This is a genomic window from Starkeya nomas, from assembly GCF_902703545.1.
Taxonomy (GTDB): Bacteria; Pseudomonadota; Alphaproteobacteria; order Rhizobiales; family Xanthobacteraceae; genus Ancylobacter; species Ancylobacter moscoviensis.
This window is the reverse complement of sequence record NZ_CACSAS010000001.1, coordinates 3,561,893-3,587,876: the sequence shown is the minus strand read 5'-3', so window position 1 is coordinate 3,587,876 and position 25,984 is coordinate 3,561,893. Positions and strand designations below refer to the sequence as shown.

The window sequence follows — 25,984 nt, the reverse complement described above, 5'->3', positions numbered from 1 at the left end:
GGCGCGACGCTCGTCGCGGCGAGGCGGTGCCGGCCCTTCCCACAAAAGCATCATGGACGGACCGCGGCGGGAAGCCGGCCGATGCCGGTCTCCCGCCGCCATTCCTCGCGTCACTTGGTGGTCAGCTTGCTCAGCTCTTCCTGCCACTTCGCCTTGTTGGCGGTGATCTTGTCCTGATCGGGGAGGAAGAGGCGCTTGAACTGCTCGTTCTGCACCAGCAGGTTCTTGTAGGCGAAGTCCTCGGGGATCTTCGCGTTCTGCACGGTGGGGGCGTAGAGGTTGCGGGTGGCGAAGGCCTGCTGCACCTCCGGGCTGAGAATGTAGTTCACGAAGGCGAAGGCCATCGCCGGGTCCTTGGCGGTCTTCGGCACGTTCACGCTGCTGATCAGCGGAAAGGTACCCTCCTCCGGCCGGACGAAGGCGATGTTCGTGGCGCCCTTGTCGAGCAGGTCCTTCATGCGGCCGGTCGCGAGAATGCCGATCCAGGCATCCTCGGTCTGGAAGAGCGAAACCATCTGGCTCTCGACATCGAGCGCGCCGATCAGATTGCCGCTGTTGAACAGCTCCGCCATCTTCTTCAGCCCGGGCTCGATATTGTCGATGCTGCCGCCGTTCTTGTTGGCTTCCAGCACCGTCAGGCTGAGCGTGGGGATGTGCTGCATGCCGTAGATGACGACATGGTTCTTGTATTCCGGCTTCCAGAGCTCGTCCCAGCTCGTCGGCGGGGTCTTCACCTTGTCAGAGTTGTAGGCGAGCACGTAGTCGCCGACATTGGCGAAGATCGTGTAGGGCGAATAAACGGCATTGGGATAGAGATTGGCCATGTTCGGGATCTTGCTCTTGTCGAGCTCGAGCCACAGGCCTTCCTTCTCCCCGGCGATCGAATTGAGCAGGGTGTTGGTCGTCACGTCGACCTGCCCCAGACGGGACTTGATCAGGTGATCGGGGCTGGAGCCGACCACCCATTCGATCTTGCACTTGTGGGCTTCCTCGAAGCCCTTGGCGACCGCCTCGTAGGTCTTCTGGTAGTTACCGCCCCATGTGGTGACGCGGAGCGTGCAGTCTTCCGCCCGCACCGGTGCGGCGAAGGCGAGGAGCGCTCCGGCAAGGAGCAACGCTGGCACTGACGTTTTCATATCCGTTCCCCTTTGGATGTCTCTCTGGACGTTTCTTCCCTCGACGATCGCGTCTCCCTTCTCGTGGGGAGACTGCCTGCCAATTCCGGCCGCCAGCCTGTCGTGCCGCCCTTCCGTCGGGACGGTTCAGCCCTTCGCCTTGCGGCGATTGCGCAGGTCGGTCAGCGAGTAGCGGGAGTGGATAGCCTCCTGATCGACGGTGAGCTCGATCAGCGCCGGCCGTCCGGCAGCAAGCGCGCGCTCGAAGGCCGGCGCGAACTCCTCGGTGGTGGTCACGCGCTCGGCATGGGCGCCATAGGCCTTGGCCAGCGCGTAGAAATCGGGATTGACCAGCTGGGTGCCGTTGACCCGCCCCTCGAGGCGGTTTTCCTCATGGATGCGGATGGTGCCGTACATGTTGTTGTTGAACAGGACGACGATCACGTTCGCGCCGTACTGCACGGCGGTGATCAGCTCCTCTGAGCTCATCTGGAAGCATCCGTCGCCGACGAAATCGACCACCACGCGCTCGGGATGGACAAGCTTGGCCGAGATCGCCGCCGGCAGGCTGTAGCCCATCGAGCCACTGATCGGCCCGAGCTGGGTGTGCAGCCGGTAATGGGCAAAGTAGCGCTGGCTCCACGTTGCATAGGCGCCGACGCCATTGGTGACGATGGCGTCCTCCGGCAGACGCTCGCGCAGCCATTTCATCACCTGCGGCAGGTCGATCGAGCCGGGGCACGGGCCGGGACGGGTCTCGGCCTCGAAGGTCTCGCGCAGCTTCGCCGTCCAGCCGTCGCGGGCGGCATGCGCGACCGGCGCATGGGCGGCGAGCGCCCGGCAGAAGGCGCCGTTGTCGGCGAGCAAGGCGAGATCGACCTGGAAGACGCGGTTCAGCTCGGCGAAATTATTGGTGACATGCACGAATTTCTGTTTCGGCACCGGGATGCTGAAAAGCGTGAAGCCCTCCATGTAGCCAGCGCCGATCGTGTTAACGTCGCTGAGCGCGTCGTTGCACATGATGACGAAGTCGGCGTCCCTGATGTGGGCGAGCAGCGCCGGGTTGGAGCCGATGCCGATCTCGCCGACATAGCAGGGCAGCCGGTGGTCGATGATGTCGCGCCGGCGGAAGGTGGTAACGACGGGCACGTTGCTCGCCGCCGCGAAGACCTGGATGTCGTCGCGCGCCGCTTCCGTCCAGCCGGAACCGCCGACGATGAGCAACGGGCGCTCGGCCTGCGCCAGCAGGGAGAAGATGGTCTCGACATCCTCCGCCGCGGGCGTGCCGGCGTGGGCGGGCACGGAGCGCTTGCCGGAGGGCACGCTCGCCTCCTCCTCCAGCACGTCCTCGGGCACGACGAGCACGACCGGGCCCATGCGGCCGGTCATCGCCGTCTGATAGGCGCGCTGGACGAATTCCGGGATGCGGGCGGCATCGTCGATCTGCGCCACCCATTTCGCCGTCGGGGCGAACATGGTGCGGAAGTCGTAGGACATGAACGCCTCGCGCTCCATCAGAGCGCGCTTCACCTGGCCGACGATGAGGATCATCGGCGAGGAATCCTGATAGGCGGTGTGGACGCCGTTCACCGCATTGGTGGCACCCGGGCTGCGGGTGACGAAGGCGACGCCCGGCCGGCCGGTGAGCTTGCCGTAGGCCTCGGCCATCTGCGCGGCGCCGTTTTCATGGCGGCAGCCGACGGCGCGGATGCCGGGATGGCGCACCGCCAGCGCGTCGAGTGCACACAGGAAGCTCTCCCCCGGCACGTGATAGACGATATCCGTGCCGTTGAGGGCCAGTTCGTCGGCGAGAATCTCACTGCCCTTGCGCTTCACAGCCTGTCCTTCTCGATAGGTACGCTTGGCGGGACCGGGCGGCCGCAGCGGCCACCCGGCCGGTCGTTCAGCCGATGACGAAGGGATTGGCGATCTCTTCGGCGGTGGAGAGCCAGACCGCCTTGGTCTGCAGATATTCGCGGATGCCCTCGACGCCGTTCTCGCGGCCAATGCCACTCTTCTTGTAGCCGCCGAACGGGGTTGTGTAGGACACGTCGCGATAGGTGTTCACCCACACGCTGCCAGCCTCCAGCAGCTCGGACATGCGTAGCGCCCGCCGCATATTGGCGGTCCAGAGGCCGGCGGCGAGGCCGAACTCGGTGTCGTTGGCGATGGCGACCGCCTCCTCCATCTCGTCGAAGACGATGGTGGAGAGCACCGGGCCGAACACCTCCTCGCGGGCGATCCGCATGTCGTTGTTCACGCCGGTGAAGATGGTCGGCTCGACGAAGAAGCCCTCGGCGCATTCCGCCTCGTCCGGCCGCTTGCCGCCGAGCACCAGCTCGGCACCCTCCTGCCGCGCGATGTCGATATAGCCGAGCACCTTGTCGTACTGCATGCGATTGGCGATCGGGCCGATCTGCGTGGCGGCGTTGCGCGGGTCGCCGATGCGGGCCGACTTGCTGAAGGCGGCGAGCTTCTCGACGAAGGCATCGTGCACCTTGCGCTGGACCAGCAGGCGGGAGCCGGCGATGCAGGTCTGGCCCACCGCGCCGAAGATGCCGCCGACCACGCCGCGCACCGCATTGTCGAGGTCCGCGTCGTCGAAGACGATGTTCGGCGACTTGCCGCCCAGCTCCAGGCTGACGCGCTTCACGTCCTTCGCCGCCAGCGAATAGAGATGCGCGCCGGTGGCCGTCGAGCCGGTGAAGCCGACATGGCGGGTGAGCGGGTGGGTGACGAGCGGCTCGCCCACCTCCCTGCCATAGCCGGTCACGACGTTGATCACGCCGGGAGGGAAGCCCGCCTTCTCGACCAGCTCCATCAGCTTCAGCGCGGTGGCGGAGGTGTGCTCGGCGGGCTTCAGCACCACGGTGTTGCCGGCCGCCAGCGCGGCCGGAAGCTTCAGTGAGAGCAGGAACAGCGGCGCGTTCCACGGCACGATGCCCACGCACACGCCGAGCGGCTCGTGCCGGGAGAAGCTGAGGGCCGGCTTGTCGCAGGGGTGCACGGCGCCTTCGATCTTGTCGGCGAGACCGGCGTAATAATAGTACCAGTTCGGGATGTAGCGGATCTGGTGGCGCATCTCGGCGAGGAGGCGGCCATTGTCGCGCACCTCGATCTCGGCGAGTTCGTCGGCGTGCTGTTCGATGAGTTCGCCGAAGCGATGGATAATCCGCCCGCGCTTGGAAGGGTGCATCCGTCGCCACGGGCCTTCGGTGAAGGCCTTGTGGGCGGCGCGGACGGCACGGTCGGCATCGGAGGCGTCACCGCGGGCGACGAGCGCCCACGGCTTGGCCGTGAACGGATCGATCGTCTCGAAATACTCGCCCGAAGCCGGCGCGACCCACTCGCCGCCGATATACATGTCGAGCTTCGGCAGCGCGTCCGTGCGCGATGTCATTCACACCTCTCCCATGACACTACCGCCGCCACACGACGGCGCAGGCACTCCCGCCGCAACGGATGCGCGGGCAACAAAACACTATTGATTGAGACCTATAATGATATCTCTTTGATCGAAACTGATATCATTATATGAGGCTGTCAAGGTGGTTTTGGATGTGTCCAATGCCATTCCTGACTGGACAGCGGGCTTTGAGCCGGCATATCGTTGTGAAAGTGATATCTATTTCATGCCGCAAAGAGAGCCCATGAACGAGGTCGCCCCCATCGATCAGCCCCTCTACGGCCGGATCAAATCCGCGATCGAAAAGCGCATCCGCGCCGCCGAATGGCCGGCGGACTTCCAGGTCCCGCGGGAGGAAGAGCTCGCCGAGGAATTCGGCGCCTCGCGCCTCACGGTACGCCGCGCCTTGCGCGAGCTGCAGACCGAGGGGATGCTGGTGCGCATCCAGGGACGTGGCACCTTCGTCATCGGCCCCAAGATGCAGTGCGCGGTCTTCGAGCTTCCGGACGTATCCGAGGAGATCGAGGACGGCGGCGGCGTCCATACGAGCGAAGTGATATCACTTCTCGCGCTGCGGCCCGGCGACCCGCTCTCCAACCTGCTGCCGCTGCCCAATGACGGCGTGGTCTTCCACTCGCGCATCCTGCACAAGGAAGACGGGACGCCGATCCAGCTCGAGGACCGCTTCATCAATTCGGAGGAAGCGCCGGCCTATCTGGATCAGGACTTCACCCGCATCACGCCGCACACCTATCTGCTGCGCGAGACCGAGGTCACCTTCGTCGACAACACTATCCGCGCCATCCGGCCCGACGAGGAAAGCCGGGCGCTCCTGCAAATCGACGCCAACCAGCCCTGCCTGCTGCTCGACCGCCGCACCTGGCGCGGCGACGTCCCGGTGACGCGCAGCCGGTTCCTCTATCCGGGGGACCGCTATCGCCTGCGCAGTTCCCATGAAGCCACCACGGCCACCGCGCGGCCCCTGTCCGCCGGCCCGGCCACAATGAACCTGCCTCCCCGGAGAATTCGATGAGGGACTATATTGCGCGCCTGCGCGAGCGCGGCGACCTGCTCGTGGTCGACAAGGAGATCGACCCCTTTCACGAGCTCGCCGCCGTCACCCACGCCGCGCAGAAGCGCTGGGGCAAGCCCATCCTGTTCACCAATGTGAAGGGCACCCGCTTTCCGGTCGTCACCAATGTCTACGGTTCGCGCGAACGCCTTGCGGAAGTGATCGGCATCGACGCGAAGGATTTCTGCCGCCAGTGGAGCAACCTCGCCAATCTCGGCCAGGGCTCGGGCGAGCCCTTCGTCCATGCCGAGGATGACGGTCTCATCGAGGTGAAGCTCTCCGACCTCCCGCTGATCACCTATTCCGACCGCGACGCCGCGCCCTATTTCACCTCGGCGATGTTCATCGCCAAGGATCCCGAAACCGGGGTCGGCAACCTGTCCTATCACCGCTCGATGTATGTCAACGATCAGGAGCTGCGCTGCCGCCTCGCCCCGCGCCATCACCTCACCATCTACCACGAAAAGGCGGAGAAGATGGGCAAGCCGCTGGAAGCGGCGATGCTGATCGGCGCGCCGGCGACCTCCTTCCTCACGGCCGCCGCCCCCCTGCCCTACGACGTCGACGAGCTGGAGGTCGCCGCGCGGCTGAAGGGCAGCCCGATCGCCATGCGTAGGTGCAGACATATCGACCTCGAGGTCCCGGCCGATACCGAGATCGTCATCGAGGGCCGCTTCCTGCCCAACGAACGCCGCCCGGAAGGCCCGTTCGGCGAGTTCATGGGCTACTACGTGCCCGAGGGACCAAACGCGGTCTTCGAGGTGCTGGGCGTCACCGTACGCAAGGACGCGGTGTTCCACTCCATCCTGTGCGGTTCGGCGGAAGAGGTGCTGACGCTGGAGCTGTCGGTCTCAGCCAACATCTACCAGCGCCTGAGCGCCGCGCTGCCCGGCATTCTCGATGTGACGTGCCAGCCCTTCGTCACCCACGCCATCGTCAAGATCGACCCACAGTTCGAGGGGCATGCGCGGCAGGTCATGCTGGCGACCATCGGCGCCGAGCCGATCTGGGCCAAGGTGATCACCGTCGTCGACGAGGACGTCGATATCTACAGCATGGACGACGTGATGTGGGCTGTGCTGACGCGCTGCCGGCCGGACAAGGACATGATCATCATTCCCGATACCCCGTCCTTCTATCGCGACGAGCAGAAGGACCACTGGGGCCGGCTGCTGATCGACGCCACCAAGCCGTTCCACCGGCGCGCCGAGTTCGAGCGCAAGAAGATCCGGCTCGCCGACACGGTGAACCTCGCCGACTGGTTCGCGAACGCCTGAGCGTGGACAGGGACATGAGCGGCACGCAGGAAAGACCCCGCATCGTCGTCGGCATCAGCGGCGCCTCCGGCGCCGTCTACGGCGTGCGGGCGCTGGAACTGCTGGAAGCGGCGGGCATCGAGACGCATCTCATCGTCACCCGCTCCGCCCATCTCACCCTCTCGCAGGAGCTGGGCCTCTCGCCGGCCGCGCTGGCGCGGAAGGCGAGCGTCGTCCACAACGTCGCCGATGTCGGGGCGACGATCTCCAGCGGCTCGTTCCGCACCCTCGGCATGCTGGTCGCACCCTGCTCGATCCGCACCATGTCGGAGATCGCCACCGGCGTGACGTCCAGCCTGATGAGCCGGGCCGCCGACGTGGTGCTGAAGGAGCGCCGCCGGCTGGTGCTCATGGTGCGCGAGACGCCGCTTCACCTCGGCCATCTGCGCACCATGACCGCACTCACCGAGATGGGCGCGATCATCATGCCGCCCGTGCCCGCCTTCTATGCCCTTCCGGGCTCGGTGGCGGAAATGGTCGACCATTCGGTGGGCCGGGCGCTCGATCTGTTCGACATCGACAACGACGCCTGCCGGCGCTGGGCCGGCATGCCCGCGGCGCGCCGGGCCGACGCGTAGGAGCACGGCGCGATGCCCCGCAGTCTTCTCACGCCGCGCCGGCCCCGGCCAGTCCACGGCACCATGATCGGCATCATGGTGCTCGACACCCGCTTCGAGCGGCTGCCCGGCGACATCGCCAACGCAGCAACCTGGCCGTTTCCCGTTCAGTTCCGCGTGGTGCGCGGCGTGCGCCCGCAGGATGTCATCGAAGGCAACCCGGCCGAGGCGCTGGCCCGCTTCTTCGAGGCGATCGACGATCTGGTGGCGACCGGCATCGACGGCATCACCACAAGCTGCGGCTTCCTCGCCGCCGTGCATCCGGAGCTGAGGCGGCACAGTCCGGTGCCGATCGCGACCTCCAGCCTGATGCAGATCCCGCTCGCCCTGAGCCTCCTGCCGGAGGACCGCACGGTCGGCGTCATCGTCTCCGACAAGGCAGCCCTCAAGGACACCCATTTCCTCAATGTGGGCGCTCCGACCGGGCTGCCGCTCGGCGAGCTGGCGTTCGACGGGCCGATCCGCACCCATATGCGCACCAATGCGCCGCGCGCCGACGCCGCCGCGCAGGAGCGCGAGGTGCTGGATGTCGTGGCACGCATGCTGGAGGAGACGCCGTCCATCGGCGCCATCGTCTGCGAATGCGCCAATCTTCCTCCCTTCTCGGCCGCCATCCGCGAGACGTTCGGCCTGCCGGTCTACGACATCGTCTCGCTGGTGGACTGGCTGCACGCCGGGTTGCGGCCCCGGCGGTTCGGGTCCGGCGCAGAGAGATGACCACCGGCCGGCAGCACGACCTGATCGTGGTCGGCGGCGGGCTGATCGGTTCCGCCATCGCCTGGGGGGCGGCGCGCACGGGTGCCGATGTCGCGTTGCTCGACGAGGGCGATGTCGCCCATCGCGCCGCGCGCGGCAATTTCGGCCTCGTCTGGCTGCAGGGAAAGGGCGTCGGCGCGCCCGCCTACATGCACTGGTCCCTGCGGGCCGGGCATCTGTGGCGGGATTTCGCGCAAGCGCTGGTCGACGAAACCGGCATCGACATCGGCTGGAGCCAGCCGGGCGGCCTGCAATTCTGCTTCTCGGAAACCGAACTCGACGCCCGGCGCCGCGTCGCTGCCGCGACACGCGCCGATGGCGGCGACATCGAGATCGAGATTCTCGACCGGGCGGCGCTTCTCGAGCGCGTTCCCGAGATCGGCCCGCAGGTGGTCGGCGCCTCCTATTCCCTGCTGGATTCGCATGTGAGTCCGCTCTACCTGCTGCGTGCACTCCAGCAGGGACTTCAGACACGCGGCGGCACCTATTTTCCCGCCGCCCGGGTCTCCGCCCTGCGCGCCGAGCCCGGCGGCTTCGCGGCCGACACGGCACGCGGCGTCGTCCGGGGCCGTCGGATCGTCATCGCCGCCGGCCTCGGCGCGGCGGCCCTCGCCCCCCAGCTCGGGCTCTCCATGCCCGTCCGGCCGGAGCGCGGCCAGATCATCGTCACCGAGCGGGTGAAGCCCTTCTTTTCCTATGTCGGCAGCGGCGTGCGGCAAACGGCGGAAGGCTCCTTCCTCATCGGCTCCAGCCATGAGGAAGCCGGCTTCAGCGAGGAAACCGACGTGACCACCGCCGGGACGCTGTGCGCCGCGGCGGTGCGGGCCTTTCCGCAGATCGCCGACGTGAACGTCGTCCGGCAGTGGAGTTCGCTGCGCGTGATGACGCCGGACGGCAAGCCGATCTACGAGGAATCGCAGCGCCATCCCGGCGCTTTCGCCGCCACCTGCCACAGCGGGGTTACCCTGTGCAGCGCGCACGCCTTCGTGCTCGGCCCGGCCATCGCCACCGGCGCGCTGCCTGACGCGGTGGCCAGTTTCCGGAGCGACAGATTCGATGTTCAGGCGCATTGAACCGGCATCGGCAGCCGGCACGCTGGTGTTCGACGGCCGATCGATTGCCTTCCAGGCCGGGGACAGCGTCGCCACGGCGCTCATCGCGGCAGGGGTGGAGCGCTTCCGCGACCACCCGCGCGATGCCGCGCCGCGCGCGCCCTACTGCATGATGGGCATCTGCTTCGAATGCCTGGTCGAGATCGACGGACGCCAGAACCAGCAGGCCTGCCTCATTCCGGCGCGCGACGGCATGGTGGTGCACGTCCAGACGGGCGCGCGGCAGATTCCGGAGCGCGGCCATGACCGCTGACCGCATGGATGCCGGCCGAATATCTCGTGACTGGGACGCCGTCGTCATCGGCACCGGCCCGGCCGGCATGGCGGCGGCCGCGACGCTCGCCGAGGGCGGGGCCCGCACGCTGGTCGTCGACGAGCAGCCGGAGATCGGTGGCCAGATCTACCGCGCCATCGAGCGCAACCGGAACCATTCGCGGCTCGCGCGCATTCTGGGTGCGGATTACCTGCGCGGCGCCCCGCTCGCCGAGCGCCTGCGCGCCAGCGGCGCCGAGATCTCGCTCGGCACGCTGGTCTGGCGCATTGACGAGGAGCGCGGCGTCTGGATCCGCCGGCACGGCGCGATCGAGCGGGTGAGCGCGCGAGCCGTCGTCCTCGCGACCGGCGCCATGGAGCGTCCGGTGCCGACGCCCGGCTGGACATTGCCGGGGGTGATGGGAATCGGCGCACTGCAGATCGCGCTGAAATCCGGCGGCCTCGTCCCGGCCGGCCGGCTCGTCCTCGCCGGCAGCGGACCGCTGTTCCTGCTTTTCGCCCGGCAATGCCTCGCAGCGGGTGTCCGGGACATGGTGCTGCTCGACACCTCCGACAGCACGCATCTGTTGGGCGGGCTGCCGCTTCTGCCGCGGGCGCTGACGGGCGAGGGCTGGCGCTATCTGCTCAAGGGCGCTGGCCTGCTGGCGGCCCTGCGCCGTGCCGGCGTCCCCTACTATCGCGGCGTACGCGGCATTGCCCTGGAGGGCGAGCGTCATGTGACCGCGATACGCTTCGTCCATCGCGGCGGCACGGCCCGGCTGGCATGCGACACGGTGGGGCTGCATGAGGGGGTGATCCCCCAGCAGCAGATCACCCGCTCCCTCGGCTGCGCCCATGAATTCAATCCAGCGCAGGGGAGCTTCCGGCCCGTGCTCGGCGCTTCGGGAACGACGGACCTTCCGGGCATCCATGTCGCGGGAGATGCCGGCGGCATCATCGGCGCGCAGGCGAGCGCGCATGACGGGAACATCGCGGCGCTGGTGATCCTCCGGGATATCGGCCGACTTGCGCCGGAGGTCGCGGAACCGCGCATCGCCGCGGAGACCCGTGCCAGGCACGCGCATCTCACGGTGCGCCCTTTCCTCGACCGCCTCTATCCGCCCCGCGCGGAAATTCTCGCCCCGGCGGACGACACCGTCATCTGCCGGTGCGAGAACGTGACCGCCGGCGCTCTGCGCGAGGCCGTCGGCCACGGCGTCACCGGCCCCAATCAGGCCAAGGCGTTCCTGCGCTGCGGCATGGGGCCCTGCCAGGGACGGCTCTGCGGGCCGACCGCCACCGCCATCATCGCGGCAGCGACGCAGCGGGCGCCGGAAGAGACCGGCTATTATCGCGTGCGCACCCCGCTTAAGCCCGTCACCGTCGGCGAGCTGGCCGGGCTCGCCGAGCATGGCGCGCCAAACGCCGAACGCAACAGGGAAAGGCCCTCGTGATGACCACGCTTTGGGATTTCGCGCTGGATTTCTACGCCCGGCCCGGCGTCTCGGCCGCGTGTCTCACCCTGCAGGACGAGGCGGGTGCCGATGTCATCCTCCTCCTTACGGCCATCTATGCCGACATCCACGGCCGACCATTGGACGGCAATGCCGTGGAAGCGCTGCGGGAGGAAATGAAGGACTGGCGGGAGGGCGTCGTGCTGCCGCTGCGCGCGGCGCGCCGCCATCTCCGCGCGCCTCTTCCCGGTCGAGACGCGGAAAAGGAAAAGCTCCGCTCGGCCGTCAAGGCCGTGGAACTCAGCGCGGAGAAGCTGCAGCTCGCGCTGGCCGAAGCCTGGCTGCAGCGCCGCGCGCTACCGGCCGGTCGGCCCCTGCCCGAGGTGATCGGCCATGTGTTGGGTCCGCGCGCCGCCTCGCCCGAGACGGAGGAAGCGGTCGAGCGGGCGCTCGCCACGATCCTCGCGGCACGCGCCCTCCCCTCAGCCCGGTGACGCCGCTTGCTCCTCCAGCGCCGCGACCCGCTTGCGCAGCGCCTTCGTCTCCTCGAACCGGGCGGTGACATCGCGGACCGAGGCGACCATGCCCGTCACCTTCCCGGCCGCGTCCTTCAGCAGCACGATGGTGAACTCGATCGAGATGCGCCGGCCGTCGCGGTGCAGGCCCGGCACGGCGAGCAGGTCGCCGGCGCCGTAGCGGCTCTGCCCCGAAGCCACCGTCTCGCGGTAGCCCTCCCAATGCCGCGCGCGAAACGGCTCGGGAATGATGATGTCGAGCGACTGGCCGAGGGCTTCGTCCTCGGTGAAGCCGAAGATGCGCTCAGAGCCAGCGTTCCACAGCACGATGGCGCCTTCGGCATCGCTGGCGACGATCGCGTCGGCGGCGCTGTCGAGCAGCGCCTCGCCGATCGCCGCGCGCTCGAACCCGCCGATGGCCTGCGAGCGGCGCGCCGCCACTACCGCGCCGGAAGCAGGCGGGCTCTGCTGCGACGTCGCCTCGCCGAACAGATCCTCGACATCGCCGAAGAACTCGTAATGCACCCGCTCCGGCGGCACGCCGCGCTGCACGAGGCCGGGCACGAAGCTGCGCAGGAAACGCAGCGGGCCGCAGACGAAATATTCCGCCGTGTCGAGCGGCGTGTGCCCGGCCAGCCAGTCGAGGCTCACATGGCCGGCGACGTCGAAGTCGCGCCCCGCCACATCAGCCGCGCGCGGCTGCGAATAGAAGAAGGTCGTGCGGATGCCGGCGTGCCCCGCCGCCAGCTCGCGCACATGCGGACCGAAGGCATGCGTCGCCCCGTCCCGCGTGCCGTGCACGAACAGCAGATCCCCCGCCCGCCGGTCGGCCGCTGCCGCCTCCAGCATCGCCACCATCGGCGTAAGCCCGACGCCGGCGCTGAGCATGACGACCGGGCGCGCATCGTCCGCCGGCAGGACGAAGCTGCCGTCGGGCGGCGCGACGCTCACCGGCGCGCCGGGCCGGGCCTCGTCGTGGAGCCAGCGGGAGACCGTGCCCTGCGCCTCGCGCTTCACCGAGATCCGGTAGGTTCGGCCGTCGGGCGCGGAGGAGATCGTGTAGTTGCGCTTCTGCAGCCCCTGTCCCGGCACCTCCGCGAACAGTGTCAGATGCTGGCCGGCGACATGCGGCCAGGGCGGGTTCCCATCCGTGGGCCTCAGCCGGAACGAGGTGATCGTCTCGCTTTCCGGATGGCGACTTTCGATGACGAACGGACGCGGCGCCCGCCCGAGATCGCCCGGCACCGGGAGCGTGTCGGTTGATGCCGTCGTGTCCGTCATGAGCTGGCCTCCCGATCAAATGATGTATATGGTATACATGTATTGGCTCGTTAGAAAAGCTCCAGGCACGCGTCATGCGACTGACCCGCTACTCAGACTATGCGATGCGCGCCCTCCTCTACCTCGCGGCGCGAGACGACCAGCCCTGCTCGATCTCCGAAATGGCGGCGGCGTACGGCATCTCGCAGAATCACCTCATGAAGGTGCTCAACGATCTCGGCAGGGCGGGGTTCGTCGTCAGCACGCGCGGCCGCAACGGCGGCTTCCGCCTTGCGCGCCCCGCCGCTCAGATCAACGTCGGCCAATTGCTGCGGCATACGGAAGACGATCTGCAGCTGGTCGATTGCCCGAGCTGCGTCCTCTCTCCCGCCGGGTGCGGCCTGTCCTCGGTGCTGGACGAGGCGCTGATGGCGTTCCTCTCGGTGCTGGACGGCTACAGCCTCGCGGACCTGCTTACCCGCCGGCACGGCTTCGGCAGTCTCATCCAGTCCCTCGGCCGCGACCGGGCCTCCCCTCATCTGGCCCGGCAGTGATATCGCTTTCGCACCGTTCGCCTTCCGCGCCGGTCGGGCCGAGGGACCCGGCAGGGCGCCTCGGCGGCCGGTCCTTCGCCGGGCCCCGCAGGCTTCCACTGCCAGCGGATGCCTCCAGTGCCTTTTCCTTACAGTGCCTTTGGAGTCGGTCTTGTCGGACTTTGCACGCATAAAGCTCTTCCGCCCCATTCTCGCGGGTGCCACGCTGCGCGACCGGCTGCTTGCCAGCCTCGGCGCCCTGATCGGCATCGGGCTCACCGCCTTCCTCACCGCCTTCGCGGCCGAGGACACGCGGCAGCTTCTGTGGATCGTCCCGCCGATGGGCGCTTCCGCCGTGCTGCTCTTCGCGGTGCCGGCGAGCCCCATGGCCCAGCCCTGGCCGGCCATCGGCGGCAACGTCATCTCCGCCTTCATCGGCGTCGTCATCGCCCATTTCATGCCGCTCTCGGCGCTGTCGGCGGCCCTCGCGGTGGGCGGCGCCATCGCCGCCATGTCGCTGCTGCGCTGCCTGCACCCGCCCGGAGGGGCGGCGGCGCTCGTCGGCCTGTTCGCCGGCGCCTCGTCGAGCTACCTCTTCCCGCTCCTCCCGGTCGGTACCAACGCCGTGATCCTGGTGGGAAGCGCGTGGATCTATCACCGGTTTTCCGGCCACGCCTACCCCCATGTGCCGGCCGCGCCGGCCGCGCCGCCCTCGCCCGACACGCCGCCCTGGACCTTCAGCCGCAGCGACGTGACGGAGGCCCTCGACGAACTCGGCGAGACCTTCGACATCAGCCCGGCGGACCTCGAGACCATCCTGCAGACCATCAAGCAGCGGGCGCTCGCGCGCTCCTACCGGCAGCTCGCCTGCCGCGACCTGATGACGCCCCACGTCATCTCGGTGGCCGCGTCGGCGTCCCCGGAAGAGGCGCGCGCGCGGCTCGTCGAGAAGGACGTGCGGCGGCTCCCGGTGCTCGACGACGACGGCCGCGTCGTCGGGGCGGTCGGCCTGCGCGAGCTCGTCCGGCCCGCCGCGACGGTCCGGGAAATCATGTCGCCGGCCTCGACCGCGGCGCCCACGCATCCCGCCATCGATCTCCTCGCGCGCTATGCGGAGGACCGCGTGCACGCTGTCTTCATCGTCGACCAGGACAGCCGCCCGGTCGGGGTCATCACCGAGGCCGACTGGCTGTCCGTGCTGACGCGCGGCCTGAAGTAAGGCGGGGCAATCCGGCGGCCGCGCAGCCGCGCGTGCCGCCGCCGCTATCGGGGCGGCCGCGGCAAAGCTCCGGCATTCATGGAAACCGGGCGCGAGACCTTCGGCCCACGCGTCTTCCCGCTTACCGGTCGGCCGCTCTCCCGAAGAGCATCCAGAACGAGACACCGATCAGCAGGAGACTGGCGAGCAGCACCAGCGTCGCGAGAGCGAAGATCAGCGGCACGTTGGAAGAGTGCGAGGTCGCCTGCGCCCATTCGAAAAGCGGCAGCGTCGTCGCCGTTCCGCGCAGCAGGATGGTTCGCGCGAGCTCGTTGAACGACAGCAGGAAGCCGAACAGCGCCGCCGAGACCACCCCTGGCATGATCAGCGGGAACTCGACATCGACGAAGCGCCGCCAGGGACCGGCCCCGAGATCGGCGGCGGCATCGTTCAGCCGCGTGTCGAAACGTGTGGTCGTCACCAGAAGTGCCAACAGCGCGAAGGGATAAGCCCAGGCGAAATGGGCGAGGAAGACCGACCACCACCCCAGCCGCAGCCCGAGAAAGACACGCAGATAGAGGAAAAGCCCCGCCCCCAGCAGCACGCCGGGGATGAAGAGCGGCGCCAGGAAGGCGATGAGCAGGGCGCCACGCGCGCGCAGTTGCGGCAGTGCCCGTGCCACCAGCAGTCCCGAGGCCGCGCAGGCGAGGCCGACCACGGCGCCGCAGCCCATGCTGGCGAGCAGCGGGCCGACCCAGCGCCGATCGGTGAACAGCCGATCGTACCATTCCAGCGTGAAGGGCCCCGGCAGCCCGCCGAGCGGATCGGCGCTGACGGACATGATGCCGAGCCAAAGCATCGGCGCATAGGTGAGCGCGATCATGCCGAAGCCGCCGAGCGCAGCGAGCAGGCCGAGACGGTGCTCCAGCCGGCCGGCGCGAACGTGGACGGGACGGACCTCGGGCGGCGCGTCCGCCGCCATGCTCGTGATCGTGCCGGGCGCGCTCATCGCTTCATGCCCTCGAAGACGGCGGCGATGGAGCCGCCGCCGATGAGACGCAGCGCAATGAACAACGCCGCGAGGATGCCGAGCACCAGCGTGGAGAGCGCGGCGGCAACGGGATAGTTCAGCACCTGAAGCAGGCTGGAGATCGAGGCGCCGAGCATCGATACCCGTCCGCCGCCAAGGAGCTGTGGCACCACCGTCTCGCCCAGCAGCGGCACGAAGGTGAAGATGATGCCGGCGATGATGCCGGGCAGCGCCAGCGGCAGGATCACGTCGCCCAGCACCTTGGCCGGCGGTGCCCCGAGATCGCGCGCCGCCTCGATCAACTCGTCGTCGATCAGCGAGATGGAGAGGAAGATCGGCAGCACCATGGTGGGGAAGGAGGGAGCCAGCAGGCCGAGATGAACCGAGAATTCGGAGAACAGCAGCCAGTCGACCGGCTGCTCGACGATGCCAAAATGCATGAGCGCCGTGTTCACGAGGCCGCTGCGCGACAGCACCGAACGCCAGACGATGGTGCGCGAGGCAAGGCTGATGAAGAAGGGAACGGTCAGCAGCGCCAGTACCATCGCCTTGAGCATGGATGAGCGCACGCCCTTGGCCAGCCACAGCGCGAAAGGCAGCGCGAGGCCGAGTTCGATAGCGGTCACGAGGCCGGCGATGCGCAAGGTGCGCAGGGTGACCTCGTAGCGGCCGGAATCGAAGACGGCGGCATAGGCGGCCGTGCTCAGGCTGGAAGAGAAGCTGTAGTCCTTCATTTCGAGAAAGGACCACAGCACCAGCAGCGCCACCGGCACCACGACGAAGACCGCCCATACGGCGATGAAGAGGATCAGGGTGGTGCGCAGCATCGGCCCGTGGATCGCAGGGGGTGAAGCGACTGGAACGCGCGGGCGGTGTTGCCGCCGCCCGCGCAATCATACGGCGTTAGCCGGCCCGGCATCAGGCCTGGCGGAAACGTTCCCATTCGGCCTCGATGGCCTGGAGGTTCGTCGGCGCGGCGTTCTGCCAGAACAGCGGGGCGGCGAACTTCTTCTCGATCTTGGCGATGTTGGCCTTGATCGACTCGATATCCTCCGCCGACATCTTCTGCGCCTCCGCGTAGGCGAGGCCCGCCTTGGCGTTGGCCGTCGCATAGCCGCGCAGAACGGCGATCTGCGCCGCATAGGCACCGCCGAGGAAGCCGGAGAGCGCCTTGGCGACAACCTCGGCGCGCCCGCCGGTGGCAGCCTCCTTCGGCACATAGGCGCAGATCATCCACTTGTTGTAGCCTTCCTTGGTGAAGGCGTAGCGCACGTCCTTGCCCTGCTTGCGCAGTTCCTTCACCGCCGGCTCCCAGCAGTTGATCGCCACCACTTCCTTGCGGGCCATCAGGTCGATGGATTCCTCGAAGGTCGACCAGAGCGCACGGAACTGACCGGCCTTCTTGCGCGCGATGAGGAAGTCGACGACGGCCTTCGCCTCTTCCGGCGTCATGTTGGAGGGATCGCCGATCGCCTGCTTGCCGGCAACCTTGAGATAGGTGGCCGCCATCGGCAGCGAGGTAAGCCAGGTGTTCTCCAGCGCCACCTTTCCGAGCGTCTTGTCGCTCTCGAACAGCAGCGCGTAGGAGAGCGGCTCCTCCTCGCCGATCACCTCGGGATAATAGGCGAAGGAGTCGGCGTTCATCACCACCGGCATGCCGTATTGCTTGCCGTCGGGACCCTGCGCCAGCGGGGAGTTCATCACCGCCGCCGGTGCCTCGCTCCAGCCCTTGACCTTGGCCGGATCGATGGGCGCGAAGAAGCCCTTGGCGCCGAGTTCATCCTCGATGCCACCGTCCATCAGAAAAATGTCGATGCGCTCGCCGGCGGCATTGGCGACCACCTCCTGGCGGAAGATGCCGGGATCGGAGTTGATGCCGGTGAACTCGACCTGCAGGCCGGTTTCCTTCTCGAAGGAGGACCAGTCGTTGAGCGCCGCGGTCTCGACGCCCATGATCCGCACGGTGGACGCGGCCGCATGAGCCTGCCGGATCAGCGCCGGGGTGGTCAGCACGGCGGCGCCGGCGGCCGCGGCCTTGAGGACGGCACGGCGGCTGAGGCCCGGCCGGCCCTGCGGCGTGGTGAGGTCATGCCCGTTCATCTGCCTGTTCTCCTGGTTCTGGAAGGTTTTGTGGTCTTCATCCCTCTGCGGGGACGCATCTGGCATCGCCGGCGGACCAGCCGATCCGCACGGTATCGGAAGTGAGGTCTTCGTCGGTCCAGGCGCGAGCGTGGATCACGCCGACGCGGGTTTCCATCGCGACGTCGATGTATTTGCCCTTGTAGATCCGGGCGGTAATCCGCCCTTCGAAGCTGTCGGCGAACGCGGTCGTGCCGATGCGCAGCTTCTCGGCGCGCAGCAGCAGCGCCGCCGCCTGCCCGACGCGCGGGGGCTCAACGCCGGTCCAGAGGCCGTGGAAGATGCCGGCGGGCGTGGCGATCCCCGCTATGCCGTTGGCAAAATCGGCAACCGTGCCGTCGATGATGTTCTCGACACCCATGAAGGAGCCGGCGAAGCGCGAACAGGGCCGTTCGAACAGATCGCGCGGCGTGCCTTCCTGCGCGATGCGCCCTCCCCTCATCAGGATGACCCGGTCGCTCATGGTGAGCGCCTCTTCCTGGCTGTGGGTGATGAACACGAAGGTCATGCCGAGCCGGCGTTGCAGTTCCACGAGCTCGATCTGCATGTCGAGCCGCAGCCGCTCGTCGAGCGCGCCGAGCGGCTCGTCCAGCAGCAATACGTCCGGCTCGGTCAGGATGGAGCGGGCAAGGGCGACGCGCTGGCGCTCGCCGCCGGAGAGCTGGTGGATGCGCCGGTCATATTTGTCGGTCAGCCGCACCGTGGCCAGCGCCGCCTCGGCACGGGTCCGGCGCTCGCTCGCGCCGACGCCCCGCAGCTTCAGGCCGTATTCCACGTTCTGCCCGACGCTCATATGCGGAAACAGGCCATAATGCTGGAAGACGGTGGTGACGTTGCGCTTGTGCGGCGGCAGGCCGAGCACGTCCTTGCCGCCGATGCGGAGCGCGGCGACCGAGGTCGGATGGTCGAGCCCGGCGATGATGCGCAGGAGCGTGGTCTTGCCCGAGCCGCTCTGCCCGAGAATGGTGAGGAACTCGCCGCGCGCGGCGGTGACGGTTACGTCGTCCAGCCCCCTGACGGCGCCGAAATGGCGCGAGGCGCGGATGACCTCCAGCGCCGGCGCGTCGTTTGCTTTATCGGCAGGGCTGGGCATGGGCGCTTCCGAACAAGGGCAGGACCTCTCGATTTGGCGGCGTTCCGACGGCGGCGCGACAGGCATGACGAACGGTCGTTCCGTGCTTGAGCCGCCGCATCACTTCGCTTAGCATGACGCTATTCTGTGATCACTGATCGCAAAAAGCAACAAGAGGGATTTGCATGGCGACGAGAAATGCCCCCGCTGGCGGCATGGCGGGCGAAACCGTCACGACCATCGAGCCTTTCCTGCTCTCGGTGCTCTCGTCGCGGCTCTCCGCCATCGTGCGGGAAATGAACGCGACCCTGATGAAGTCGAGCCGCTCCGCGGTCATCAAGAACGCGCGCGACTTCTCCTGCGGCCTGCTGACCTACGATCACCGGCTGCTGTCGGTGGAGGACTGCATCCCCATCCACATCACCGCCCTCGACCTGACGACCAAGCCGATCACCGAATTCTTCGACGACATCCGGGAAGGCGATGCCTTCATCAACAACTGCCCCTACACCGGCAACACCCACCATGCGGACATGACCCTCTGCGTGCCGGTGTTCTGCGATGGCGAGCCGCTTTTCTGGACACTGGCCCGCGCCCACCACGCCGACATCGGCGCGCCGATCCCCACGACCTACCTGCCGGAAGCCAGGACCATCTACGAGGAAGGCATCCACCTTCCCTGCGTGCGCATCCAGGAAGGCTTCAAGGACAAGGCGGACATCATCCGCATGTGCCGGATGAAGATCCGCGTCTCCGATCTCTGGTACGGCGACTATCAGGCCCAGGTCGGCGCCTGCCGGGTCGGCGAAAGGCGGCTCAAGGAATTGTGCGACCGCTACGGCCGCGCCACGGTGAAGGCGTTCATCGAGGAGTGGATGGCCTATGGCGAGCGCCGGATGATCGCCGAGGTCCGTTCGCTTCCCAAGGGTACATGGCGCTTCGAGACCCGTCACGACCCGGTGCCGAACGTCGCCGAGGACGGCATCCCGGTGCGCGTCACGCTGAGCATCGACCCGGACGAGGCGATGATCACCGTCGACGCCACCGACAATGTGGACTGCGTGCCGGGCGGGCTCAATCTCACCGAGGCGACGGCCCTGGCCGCCTGCCGCATCGGCGTGTTCTACAATCTCGATCCCGAGCTGCCGCACAATGAGGGCAGCGCCTCGCGCATCCGCATCCTGCTGAAGGACGGCAGCGCGCTGGGGCGGCCCGCCTATCCGGTCGGCACCTCGGTCGCCACGACCAATCTGACGAGCCGCCTGATCACCGCGGTGGCGAGCTGCTTCTCGCAGATCGGCGAGCCACACGGCATGGGCGAGTTCGCCTATTCGCAGGCGCTCGGCGAAGCCGTCATTTCCGGCACCGACCCGACGCAGGGCGACCTGTCCAAGGGCGGGCAGCCTTATGTGAATCAGATCTTCCTCGGCTATGGCGGCAGTGCGGGCCTTTCCGGCTACGACGGCTGGCTGCTCTCGGGTGCCGGCTGCGACGGCGGGCAGATGTCCGTCGATTCCGTCGAGATCAACGAGGCCATGTACCCCATGCTCGTCGAGGAGCGGCGCGTGGCGGTCGATTCCGGCGGGCCCGGCGAATTCGACGGTGCGCCCGGCATCGCCGGCACCTATCGCCCGCTGGTCGGCGCGATGACGGTCTACTGGGGCAGCGACGGCGACATCACCCCCGCGCGCGGCGTGCGCGGGGGTGGCGACGCGGCGACCTCCGGCAACTGGCATCGGAACCGCGACGGCGCGGTGACGCAGCTCGTGACCTTCGGCGACGTCACCATCGGCCCTGACGAGGCGGTGCTGTTCCGGGCCTGCGGCGGGGGCGGCTATGGCGAACCCTATGCGCGCGCACCGGAAAGGGTGCTGCGCTCGGTCCGCCGGGGCTGGATCTCGCCCGAACGTGCCCGCGAGGTCCATGGCGTCGTCGTCCGTCCGAGCCCCGCCATCGGCGGCTGGGAACTCGACGAGGCCGCGACCGCCGAACGACGCGCCAACCACTCCCCCTCCTCCTGACCATTCCGGCGGAATTTCCGATGAGTTTTTCCATCGCCATCGACATTGGCGGCACCTTCACCGACTGCATCGTCGAGGACGGGCAGGGTGAGCTTCACATCTTCAAGGCATCGTCGACGCCACCGGATTTCGAGACCGGCTTCATGAACGCCCTGAAGCTCGCGGCCGAGCAATTCGGGCTGGGCCTCGCCGACTTCCTCGGCCAGACCGGCCGCATCGTGCACGGCTCCACCGTCTCGACCAACGCGCTGGTGGAGCGCAAGTCGGCCCGCACCGGCTTCCTGTGCAATGCCGGGCACCCGGATATCCTCACCCTCCGGGAGGCGGTGCGCAAACCGGTCTTCAACTGGCGGCTCGACTTTCCCGATCCTTACGTCCTGCCCGCCGACACGGTGGAGATCCGCGGCCGCATCAGCGCTCGCGGCGACGTGATCGAGCCGCTGAACGAGGATGACGTGCGCGCCGCGGCCCTCCGGCTGAAGGCGCAAGGGGCCGAGGCGATCGGCATCTGCTTCCTCTGGTCGATCATCGACGGCAGCCATGAGCGGCGCGCCCGGGAGATCGTCCACGAGGTCTGGCCCGGCGTGCCGGTCACCTTGAGCCACGAGCTGAATCCCATAGGGCGCGAATATCGCCGCGCCATCTCCACCGTCATCGATGCCTCGCTGCTGCCCATCGTCAGCGACTATGTGACGAAGCTCACGGGCGCCCTGGACGCCGCCGGCTTCCGCGACGAGCTGCTGCTCGCCAACTGCGTCGGCGGCATGATGCCGCCGGGCGACCTCATCGCGCGGCCGATCTTCTCGGTCATGTCGGGCCCGACGCTGGCGCCGGTCGCCGCGCAGCAGCTCACGCCGGAGCCGAACGTCATCGTCGTCGACATGGGCGGCACCACCTTCGACGTCTCGGCGATCCGCGACGGGCATTTCATCGTCTCGCAGGAGGCGATGATCGGCGACGACATGCTGGGCATTCCCAAGATCGACGTACGCTCGGTCGGCGCCGGCGGTGGCTCCATCGCCTCCATCGATGCGGGCGGCATGCTCCATGTCGGGCCGCACAGCTCGGGAGCGCGTCCCGGCCCCGCCTGCTACGGGCGCGGCGGGCAGCGCCCGACCGTCACCGACGCCAATGTCGTGCTCGGCATCCTCGACCCGGACTATTTCCTCGGCGGACGGATGAAGCTCGACCGGCCGGCCGCGGAGCGGGTGATCGGCGAGATCGCGGACGGTCTCGGCGTGTCGCTGGAGGAGGCGGCCTATGCCATCTACACCACCAGCAACAATGTCATGGTCGGCGCCATCGAGGACATGACGGTGAAGGAGGGCATCGACCCGCGCGACAGCTTCATGGTGGTCGGGGGCGGCGCGACCGCGGCTCATATCTGCGAGATCGCCCAGGAGCTCGGCATCGGCCGGATGATGGTCCCGCGCTTCGCCGCCGGCCTTTCCGCCTATGGCGGCCTCATCTCCGACATACGCTGGGAAGAGCAGGCGACGGCGCTGACCTCCTCGGCCGCCTTCGATCCGGCGCGCATCAACGAGGCGGTGGCGCGCCTCACCGCACGCGGACGCGCCTTCCTGACCGAGGCGGGCGTGCCGGCGGAGCGCCAGCGCTTCGCGACCGTCTATCTCGGCCGCTACCAGTACCAGTCCTGGGAGATCGAGGTACCCTTCGACCTGCCGGCGGCGGGACTGGGCGCGGACGACCTCGAACGCCTGGTGGCGGCCTTCCACGCCATGCATGAGCGCATCTATTCGGTGAAGGCCGAGACCGACGTGGTGGAATTCACCACCTGGAAGGTGCGGGCGATCGGGCTCGCGCCGGAACGGCCGGAGCGCGTCATCCGTCCCGCGCAGCAGGGCGCGCCGGCACCGAAGGCGCACCGGCGCGTCTATGTGCGCGAGGCGGGCGGGATCATCGACTGCCCGGTCTATGGCGGCGCCGATCTCGGCGCCGGCGCCCGTGTAACGGGCCCCGCCGTGATCGAGGAGCCGACCACGACGATCATGCTGCTGCCGCGCTGGAGCGCGACGGCCGACCGCGACGGCAATTACCGCCTCGAGCTGCACTGAAACGGAGCGGCCGCCGGCCGCTCCCCCTCTTCGAGGATCGACGCAAAAAGAAGGCCCCGGACATTGCGTCCGGGGCCTTTGCCTGGAGGGGGGCAGGCGCAGTGAATCAGTGCTTGCGGGAGAGCGCCCCCTCGCGCGCCAGCTCGTCCGCCACCGCGTCGACGGCGCGGCCGAGGCCGGTGACCAGTTCCTCGATATTCGCGCTCGAAAGGGTGAGCGGCGGCGACATGGCGATCATGTTGCCGAGCGGGCGGACGATGACACCCTGCTCGTAGGCCTTGGCGACGATGCGCGCGCCGACCTTCAGCGACAGGTCGAAGGGGCGCTTGGTCGCACGGTCCGCCACCGTCTCCACCGCGAGCATCAGGCCGACGCCGCGAATGTCGCCGACCATCGCGTGATCGCCCAGCCGCTTCTGGAGCGCGCCCTTCAGCTCGGCACCCGCCTTGGCGGCGTTGCCGACGAGGTCCTCGCGCTCGACGATGTCGAGATTGGCGAGCGCTGCCGCCGCGGCAATCGGATGGGCCGAATAGGTGAAGCCGTGCGCGAAGGAGGCCACCTCGCCGGAGGTATCCTTCAGCACGTCCCAGATGCGGTTCGAGATCACGCTCGCCGAAATGGGCTGGTAGCCGGAGGACAGGCCCTTGGCCATGGTCATGATGTCCGGCCGGATGCCGAAATGGGTGGTGCCGAAGGGCGCGCCGAGGCGCCCGAAGCCGCAGATCACCTCGTCGGCGATCATCAGCACGTCGTAGCGGTCGAGCACTTCCTGCATCGCCTGGAAGTAACCCGCCGGCGGCACCAGCACGCCGCCCGTGCCCATCACCGGCTCGGCGATGAAGGCGGCGACCGTGTCCGGCCCTTCCTTGAGGATGAGGGCCTCCAGCTCGCTGGCGAGATAGGCGCTGAATTCCGCCTCGCTCATGCCTTCCGGCTTCTCGCGATACTGGTCGACCGAATGGGTGCGCAGGATCTGCGGCAGCGGCAGGTCGAAGAACTGGTGGCAGTAGCTCAGTCCGGTGAGGCTGCCGGCGCCGATGGTGACGCCGTGATAGGCGCGGTTGCGCGCGATGATCTTCTTCTTCGCGGGCTTGCCGCGCATATTGTTGTAGTACCAGACCAGCTTGATGTTGGTGTCGTTGGCGTCCGAACCGGAATTGCCGAAGAACACCTTGCTCATATGGTCCGGCGCCCAGCGCAGCACGCGGTCGGCGAGACGGATCGACGGCTCGTTCGCCATCGAGGTGAACGAATGGAAGAAGGGCAGCGCCTCGGCCTGCCGCGTCATCGCCTCGACGATCTCCTGGCGGCCATAGCCGACATTGACGCACCAGAGCCCTGCGGCGCCGTCGAGATAGCGCCGGCCCTTGCTGTCGGTGACATGCACGCCGATGGCCGAGCTCATGATGCGCGGCCCGTTGGCAAGATGGTCGCCGATGCTGGTGAAGGGATGGAACAGGCTGCGCTTGTCCATCTCCTCAAGTGACATGTTGTGGTGCGGTTCGAGGCTCATGCGCAGGCTCTCCGGCTGGACGGCATGTTGAAGCAGGTCGGAGGGCACTATAAAGTGTGATCACTGATCTCGCAATGAAGAGGGTCTGAACGTGCAGCGCAATTTCATCGGCGGGGCGTGGGTCGAAGGATCCGGTGCCCTGCGGAACGTGAATCCGTCCGACATTTCCGATGTGGTCGACGAGTTCTCCCTCGCCACGCCGGCCCAGGTCGCCGAGGCGATCGCGGCCGCGCGGGCGGCGCTTCCGGTCTGGGGCGCCATGACGCTGCAAGCCCGCAGCGAGGCTCTGGATGCCGTCGGCACGGCGATACTGACGCGCCGCGAGGCGCTCGGCCGCCTGCTGTCGCGCGAAGAGGGCAAGCCGCTCCCCGACGGGATCGGCGAGGTCACGCGCGCCGGCCAGCTCTTCAAGTTCTATGCGGGCGAGGTGCTCCGCCTCGCCGGTGAGCGCCTGCCCTCCATCCGGGCCGGCGTCGAGGTGGAGGTGATGCCCGAGCCTGTCGGGGTGATCGGGCTGATCACACCGTGGAACTATCCCTCATCCGTCCCCGCCAACAAGATCGCCCCGGCCATCGCCTACGGCAACGCGGTGGTACTGAAGCCTTCCGAACTGGTGCCGGCGAGCGCCGTGGCGCTGTTCGAGATCATGGAGCAGGCCGGTCTTCCGGCGGGGCTGGTCAATCTGGTGATCGGCGGGGCGGAAGTGGGCGAGGCGCTGGCCACCTCGCCGGAGATCAACGGCATCAGCTTCACCGGCTCGACCGTCACTGGACGGAAGGTAGCCGCCCATGCGGTGGCGAATGGCGCACGGGTGCAGCTCGAACTCGGCGGCAAGAACCCGCTCGTCGTGCTCGACGATGCGCCCTTCGACGTCGCGGTCGAATGCGCGGTGAACGGCGCCTTCTACCAGACCGGCCAGCGCTGCACGGCATCGAGCCGGCTCATCGTCACCGAAGGCGTGCATGACCGCTTCGTCGAGGCGGTGGCCGAGCGCGTGCGCAGCCTCAAGGTCGGCCATGCGCTGGAGGCCGGCACGCAGGTCGGCCCGGTGATCGACGAGCGGCAGCTCGCCAAGGACATGTCCTATGTCGACATCGCGCGCGGGGAAGGCGCACGGCTGGTCGCCGGCGGCGAGCGGCTCAATCGCGACACCGAGGGATTCTATCTCTCGCCCGCGCTGTTCGCCGACACGCATCGCGACATGCGCATCAACCGCGAGGAAGTGTTCGGCCCCGTGGCCTCGGTGATCCGGGTGAAGGACTATGAGGAGGCGCTCGAGGTCGCCAACGACACGACCTACGGCCTCTCCGCCGGCATCTGCACGACGACGATGAAATACGCCCACCATTTCCGTCGCCACGTGAAGGCCGGCATGACCATGCTGAACCTGCCGACGGCGGGTGTGGACTACCACGTGCCCTTCGGCGGCACGAAGGCGTCGGGCTACGGGCCGAAGGAGCAGGGGCGCGTCGCGCGCGACTTCTTCACCCAGACCAAGACGTCATACCTGCTGGAAGACTGACCGTTG

At 68.0% G+C, this 25,984-nt stretch carries 22 protein-coding genes; 13 read left to right on the top strand and 9 right to left on the bottom strand.

Annotated features, from left to right (window positions below; all coding sequences use genetic code 11):
• Positions 1-110: 110 nt before the first annotated feature.
• From STARVERO_RS17085 to STARVERO_RS17075, 3 genes are all read right to left on the bottom strand, one after another.
• Positions 111-1,124, bottom strand: a complete 1,014-nt coding sequence (locus STARVERO_RS17085; RefSeq protein ID WP_244616802.1) for an ABC transporter substrate-binding protein — start codon at positions 1,122-1,124, stop codon at positions 111-113.
• A gap of 138 nt (positions 1,125-1,262) precedes the next feature.
• Positions 1,263-2,951: a thiamine pyrophosphate-binding protein gene (locus tag STARVERO_RS17080; RefSeq protein ID WP_159600264.1), complete on the bottom strand. Its 1,689-nt coding sequence runs from the start codon at positions 2,949-2,951 to the stop codon at positions 1,263-1,265.
• Between the two features lie 67 nt (positions 2,952-3,018).
• On the bottom strand, positions 3,019-4,515 hold the full coding sequence (locus STARVERO_RS17075) for an aldehyde dehydrogenase (protein ID WP_159600262.1): 1,497 nt from the start codon (positions 4,513-4,515) through the stop codon (positions 3,019-3,021).
• Positions 4,516-4,765: 250 nt separating this feature from the next.
• Between STARVERO_RS17075 and hutC the strand changes: the two genes are divergently transcribed.
• The 8 genes from hutC to STARVERO_RS17035 are packed head-to-tail and all read left to right on the top strand — an operon-like array spanning position 4,766 to position 11,594.
• Positions 4,766-5,554 carry a histidine utilization repressor gene (gene hutC, locus STARVERO_RS17070; RefSeq protein ID WP_159600260.1) on the top strand — a complete coding sequence of 263 codons (789 nt, stop codon included), beginning with the start codon at positions 4,766-4,768 and terminating at the stop codon, positions 5,552-5,554.
• On the top strand, positions 5,551-6,870 hold the full coding sequence (locus tag STARVERO_RS17065) for a UbiD family decarboxylase (protein ID WP_159600258.1): 1,320 nt from the start codon (positions 5,551-5,553) through the stop codon (positions 6,868-6,870). The genes hutC and STARVERO_RS17065 overlap by 4 nt, the downstream gene beginning before the upstream one ends.
• A 14-nt stretch (positions 6,871-6,884) precedes the next feature.
• Positions 6,885-7,487, top strand: coding sequence for a UbiX family flavin prenyltransferase (locus tag STARVERO_RS17060; RefSeq protein WP_144343918.1), 603 nt, complete (start codon positions 6,885-6,887; stop codon positions 7,485-7,487).
• 12 nt (positions 7,488-7,499) lie between these two features.
• Positions 7,500-8,243, top strand: coding sequence for an aspartate/glutamate racemase family protein (locus STARVERO_RS17055; RefSeq protein WP_159600256.1), 744 nt, complete (start codon positions 7,500-7,502; stop codon positions 8,241-8,243).
• Positions 8,240-9,355, top strand: a complete 1,116-nt coding sequence (locus STARVERO_RS17050) for an NAD(P)/FAD-dependent oxidoreductase (RefSeq protein ID WP_159600254.1) — start codon at positions 8,240-8,242, stop codon at positions 9,353-9,355. Before STARVERO_RS17055 ends, STARVERO_RS17050 begins: the two co-directional genes overlap by 4 nt.
• Positions 9,339-9,647 carry a (2Fe-2S)-binding protein gene (locus tag STARVERO_RS17045; protein ID WP_159600252.1) on the top strand — a complete coding sequence of 103 codons (309 nt, stop codon included), beginning with the start codon at positions 9,339-9,341 and terminating at the stop codon, positions 9,645-9,647. The genes STARVERO_RS17050 and STARVERO_RS17045 overlap by 17 nt, the downstream gene beginning before the upstream one ends.
• Complete coding sequence (locus tag STARVERO_RS17040) at positions 9,637-11,100, top strand: FAD/NAD(P)-dependent oxidoreductase (protein ID WP_244616801.1); 1,464 nt, start codon at positions 9,637-9,639, stop codon at positions 11,098-11,100. Before STARVERO_RS17045 ends, STARVERO_RS17040 begins: the two co-directional genes overlap by 11 nt.
• On the top strand, positions 11,100-11,594 hold the full coding sequence (locus STARVERO_RS17035) for a TIGR02444 family protein (RefSeq protein ID WP_244616929.1): 495 nt from the start codon (positions 11,100-11,102) through the stop codon (positions 11,592-11,594). Before STARVERO_RS17040 ends, STARVERO_RS17035 begins: the two co-directional genes overlap by 1 nt.
• Here the strand turns inward: STARVERO_RS17035 and STARVERO_RS23780 are convergent.
• The gene (locus STARVERO_RS23780; protein WP_159600248.1) at positions 11,583-12,896 is read right to left on the bottom strand and encodes a PAS domain S-box protein; all 1,314 of its coding nucleotides are present in this window, start codon (positions 12,894-12,896) and stop codon (positions 11,583-11,585) included. The genes STARVERO_RS17035 and STARVERO_RS23780 overlap by 12 nt on opposite strands.
• 74 nt (positions 12,897-12,970) lie before the next feature.
• Between STARVERO_RS23780 and STARVERO_RS17025 the strand changes: the two genes are divergently transcribed.
• Both STARVERO_RS17025 and STARVERO_RS17020 read left to right on the top strand, forming a co-directional pair.
• On the top strand, positions 12,971-13,429 hold the full coding sequence (locus STARVERO_RS17025) for an RrF2 family transcriptional regulator (RefSeq protein ID WP_159600246.1): 459 nt from the start codon (positions 12,971-12,973) through the stop codon (positions 13,427-13,429).
• 151 nt (positions 13,430-13,580) lie between these two features.
• A complete protein-coding gene (locus STARVERO_RS17020; protein ID WP_244616800.1) occupies positions 13,581-14,627 on the top strand; it encodes an HPP family protein in 1,047 nt (348 codons plus the stop codon).
• 121 nt (positions 14,628-14,748) lie between these two features.
• Here STARVERO_RS17020 and STARVERO_RS17015 read toward each other — a convergent pair whose 3' ends face one another.
• The 4 genes from STARVERO_RS17015 to STARVERO_RS17000 all read right to left on the bottom strand — a co-directional run bounded on the left by STARVERO_RS17015 (position 14,749) and on the right by STARVERO_RS17000 (position 18,868).
• Positions 14,749-15,615, bottom strand: coding sequence for an ABC transporter permease (locus tag STARVERO_RS17015; protein ID WP_159600244.1), 867 nt, complete (start codon positions 15,613-15,615; stop codon positions 14,749-14,751).
• A complete protein-coding gene (locus STARVERO_RS17010; protein ID WP_159600242.1) occupies positions 15,612-16,463 on the bottom strand; it encodes an ABC transporter permease in 852 nt (283 codons plus the stop codon). The genes STARVERO_RS17015 and STARVERO_RS17010 overlap by 4 nt, the downstream gene beginning before the upstream one ends.
• A 91-nt stretch (positions 16,464-16,554) precedes the next feature.
• The gene (locus tag STARVERO_RS17005) at positions 16,555-17,736 is read right to left on the bottom strand and encodes an ABC transporter substrate-binding protein (protein WP_159600240.1); all 1,182 of its coding nucleotides are present in this window, start codon (positions 17,734-17,736) and stop codon (positions 16,555-16,557) included.
• 37 nt (positions 17,737-17,773) lie between these two features.
• Positions 17,774-18,868 carry an ABC transporter ATP-binding protein gene (locus STARVERO_RS17000; protein WP_159600238.1) on the bottom strand — a complete coding sequence of 365 codons (1,095 nt, stop codon included), beginning with the start codon at positions 18,866-18,868 and terminating at the stop codon, positions 17,774-17,776.
• Positions 18,869-19,032: 164 nt separating this feature from the next.
• On the opposite strand from STARVERO_RS17000, the gene STARVERO_RS16995 reads away from it, so the two are divergent.
• Entirely contained in the window at positions 19,033-20,868 is a 1,836-nt protein-coding gene (locus STARVERO_RS16995; RefSeq protein ID WP_244616799.1) for a hydantoinase B/oxoprolinase family protein, read from the top strand.
• 20 nt (positions 20,869-20,888) lie between these two features.
• Positions 20,889-22,943, top strand: a complete 2,055-nt coding sequence (locus STARVERO_RS16990) for a hydantoinase/oxoprolinase family protein (protein ID WP_159600236.1) — start codon at positions 20,889-20,891, stop codon at positions 22,941-22,943.
• Positions 22,944-23,049: 106 nt separating this feature from the next.
• On the opposite strand, the gene STARVERO_RS16985 is transcribed toward STARVERO_RS16990, so the two are convergent.
• A complete protein-coding gene (locus STARVERO_RS16985) occupies positions 23,050-24,456 on the bottom strand; it encodes an aminotransferase (protein WP_159600234.1) in 1,407 nt (468 codons plus the stop codon).
• Between the two features lie 85 nt (positions 24,457-24,541).
• On the opposite strand from STARVERO_RS16985, the gene STARVERO_RS16980 reads away from it, so the two are divergent.
• The gene (locus tag STARVERO_RS16980) at positions 24,542-25,978 is read left to right on the top strand and encodes an aldehyde dehydrogenase family protein (protein ID WP_200837927.1); all 1,437 of its coding nucleotides are present in this window, start codon (positions 24,542-24,544) and stop codon (positions 25,976-25,978) included.
• Positions 25,979-25,984 lie beyond the last annotated feature (6 nt).

Bases quoted from the DNA above. Each gene is read 5' to 3' on its own strand.
- STARVERO_RS16995 (WP_244616799.1), top strand. From the start codon at position 19,033: ATGGCGACGAGAAATGCCCCCGCTGGCGGCATGGCGGGCGAAACCGTC.
- STARVERO_RS17025 (WP_159600246.1), top strand. From the start codon at position 12,971: ATGCGACTGACCCGCTACTCAGACTATGCGATGCGCGCCCTCCTCTAC.
- STARVERO_RS17060 (WP_144343918.1), top strand. From the start codon at position 6,885: ATGAGCGGCACGCAGGAAAGACCCCGCATCGTCGTCGGCATCAGCGGC.
- STARVERO_RS17045 (WP_159600252.1), top strand. From the start codon at position 9,339: ATGTTCAGGCGCATTGAACCGGCATCGGCAGCCGGCACGCTGGTGTTC.
- STARVERO_RS17040 (WP_244616801.1), top strand. From the start codon at position 9,637: ATGACCGCTGACCGCATGGATGCCGGCCGAATATCTCGTGACTGGGAC.
- hutC (WP_159600260.1), top strand. From the start codon at position 4,766: ATGAACGAGGTCGCCCCCATCGATCAGCCCCTCTACGGCCGGATCAAA.
- STARVERO_RS17035 (WP_244616929.1), top strand. From the start codon at position 11,100: ATGACCACGCTTTGGGATTTCGCGCTGGATTTCTACGCCCGGCCCGGC.
- STARVERO_RS17055 (WP_159600256.1), top strand. From the start codon at position 7,500: ATGCCCCGCAGTCTTCTCACGCCGCGCCGGCCCCGGCCAGTCCACGGC.
- STARVERO_RS16990 (WP_159600236.1), top strand. From the start codon at position 20,889: ATGAGTTTTTCCATCGCCATCGACATTGGCGGCACCTTCACCGACTGC.
- STARVERO_RS17005 (WP_159600240.1), bottom strand. From the start codon at position 17,736: ATGAACGGGCATGACCTCACCACGCCGCAGGGCCGGCCGGGCCTCAGC.
- STARVERO_RS17075 (WP_159600262.1), bottom strand. From the start codon at position 4,515: ATGACATCGCGCACGGACGCGCTGCCGAAGCTCGACATGTATATCGGC.
- STARVERO_RS17050 (WP_159600254.1), top strand. From the start codon at position 8,240: ATGACCACCGGCCGGCAGCACGACCTGATCGTGGTCGGCGGCGGGCTG.
- STARVERO_RS17000 (WP_159600238.1), bottom strand. From the start codon at position 18,868: ATGCCCAGCCCTGCCGATAAAGCAAACGACGCGCCGGCGCTGGAGGTC.
- STARVERO_RS17010 (WP_159600242.1), bottom strand. From the start codon at position 16,463: ATGCTGCGCACCACCCTGATCCTCTTCATCGCCGTATGGGCGGTCTTC.
- STARVERO_RS17065 (WP_159600258.1), top strand. From the start codon at position 5,551: ATGAGGGACTATATTGCGCGCCTGCGCGAGCGCGGCGACCTGCTCGTG.
- STARVERO_RS16985 (WP_159600234.1), bottom strand. From the start codon at position 24,456: ATGAGCCTCGAACCGCACCACAACATGTCACTTGAGGAGATGGACAAG.
- STARVERO_RS17015 (WP_159600244.1), bottom strand. From the start codon at position 15,615: ATGAGCGCGCCCGGCACGATCACGAGCATGGCGGCGGACGCGCCGCCC.
- STARVERO_RS23780 (WP_159600248.1), bottom strand. From the start codon at position 12,896: ATGACGGACACGACGGCATCAACCGACACGCTCCCGGTGCCGGGCGAT.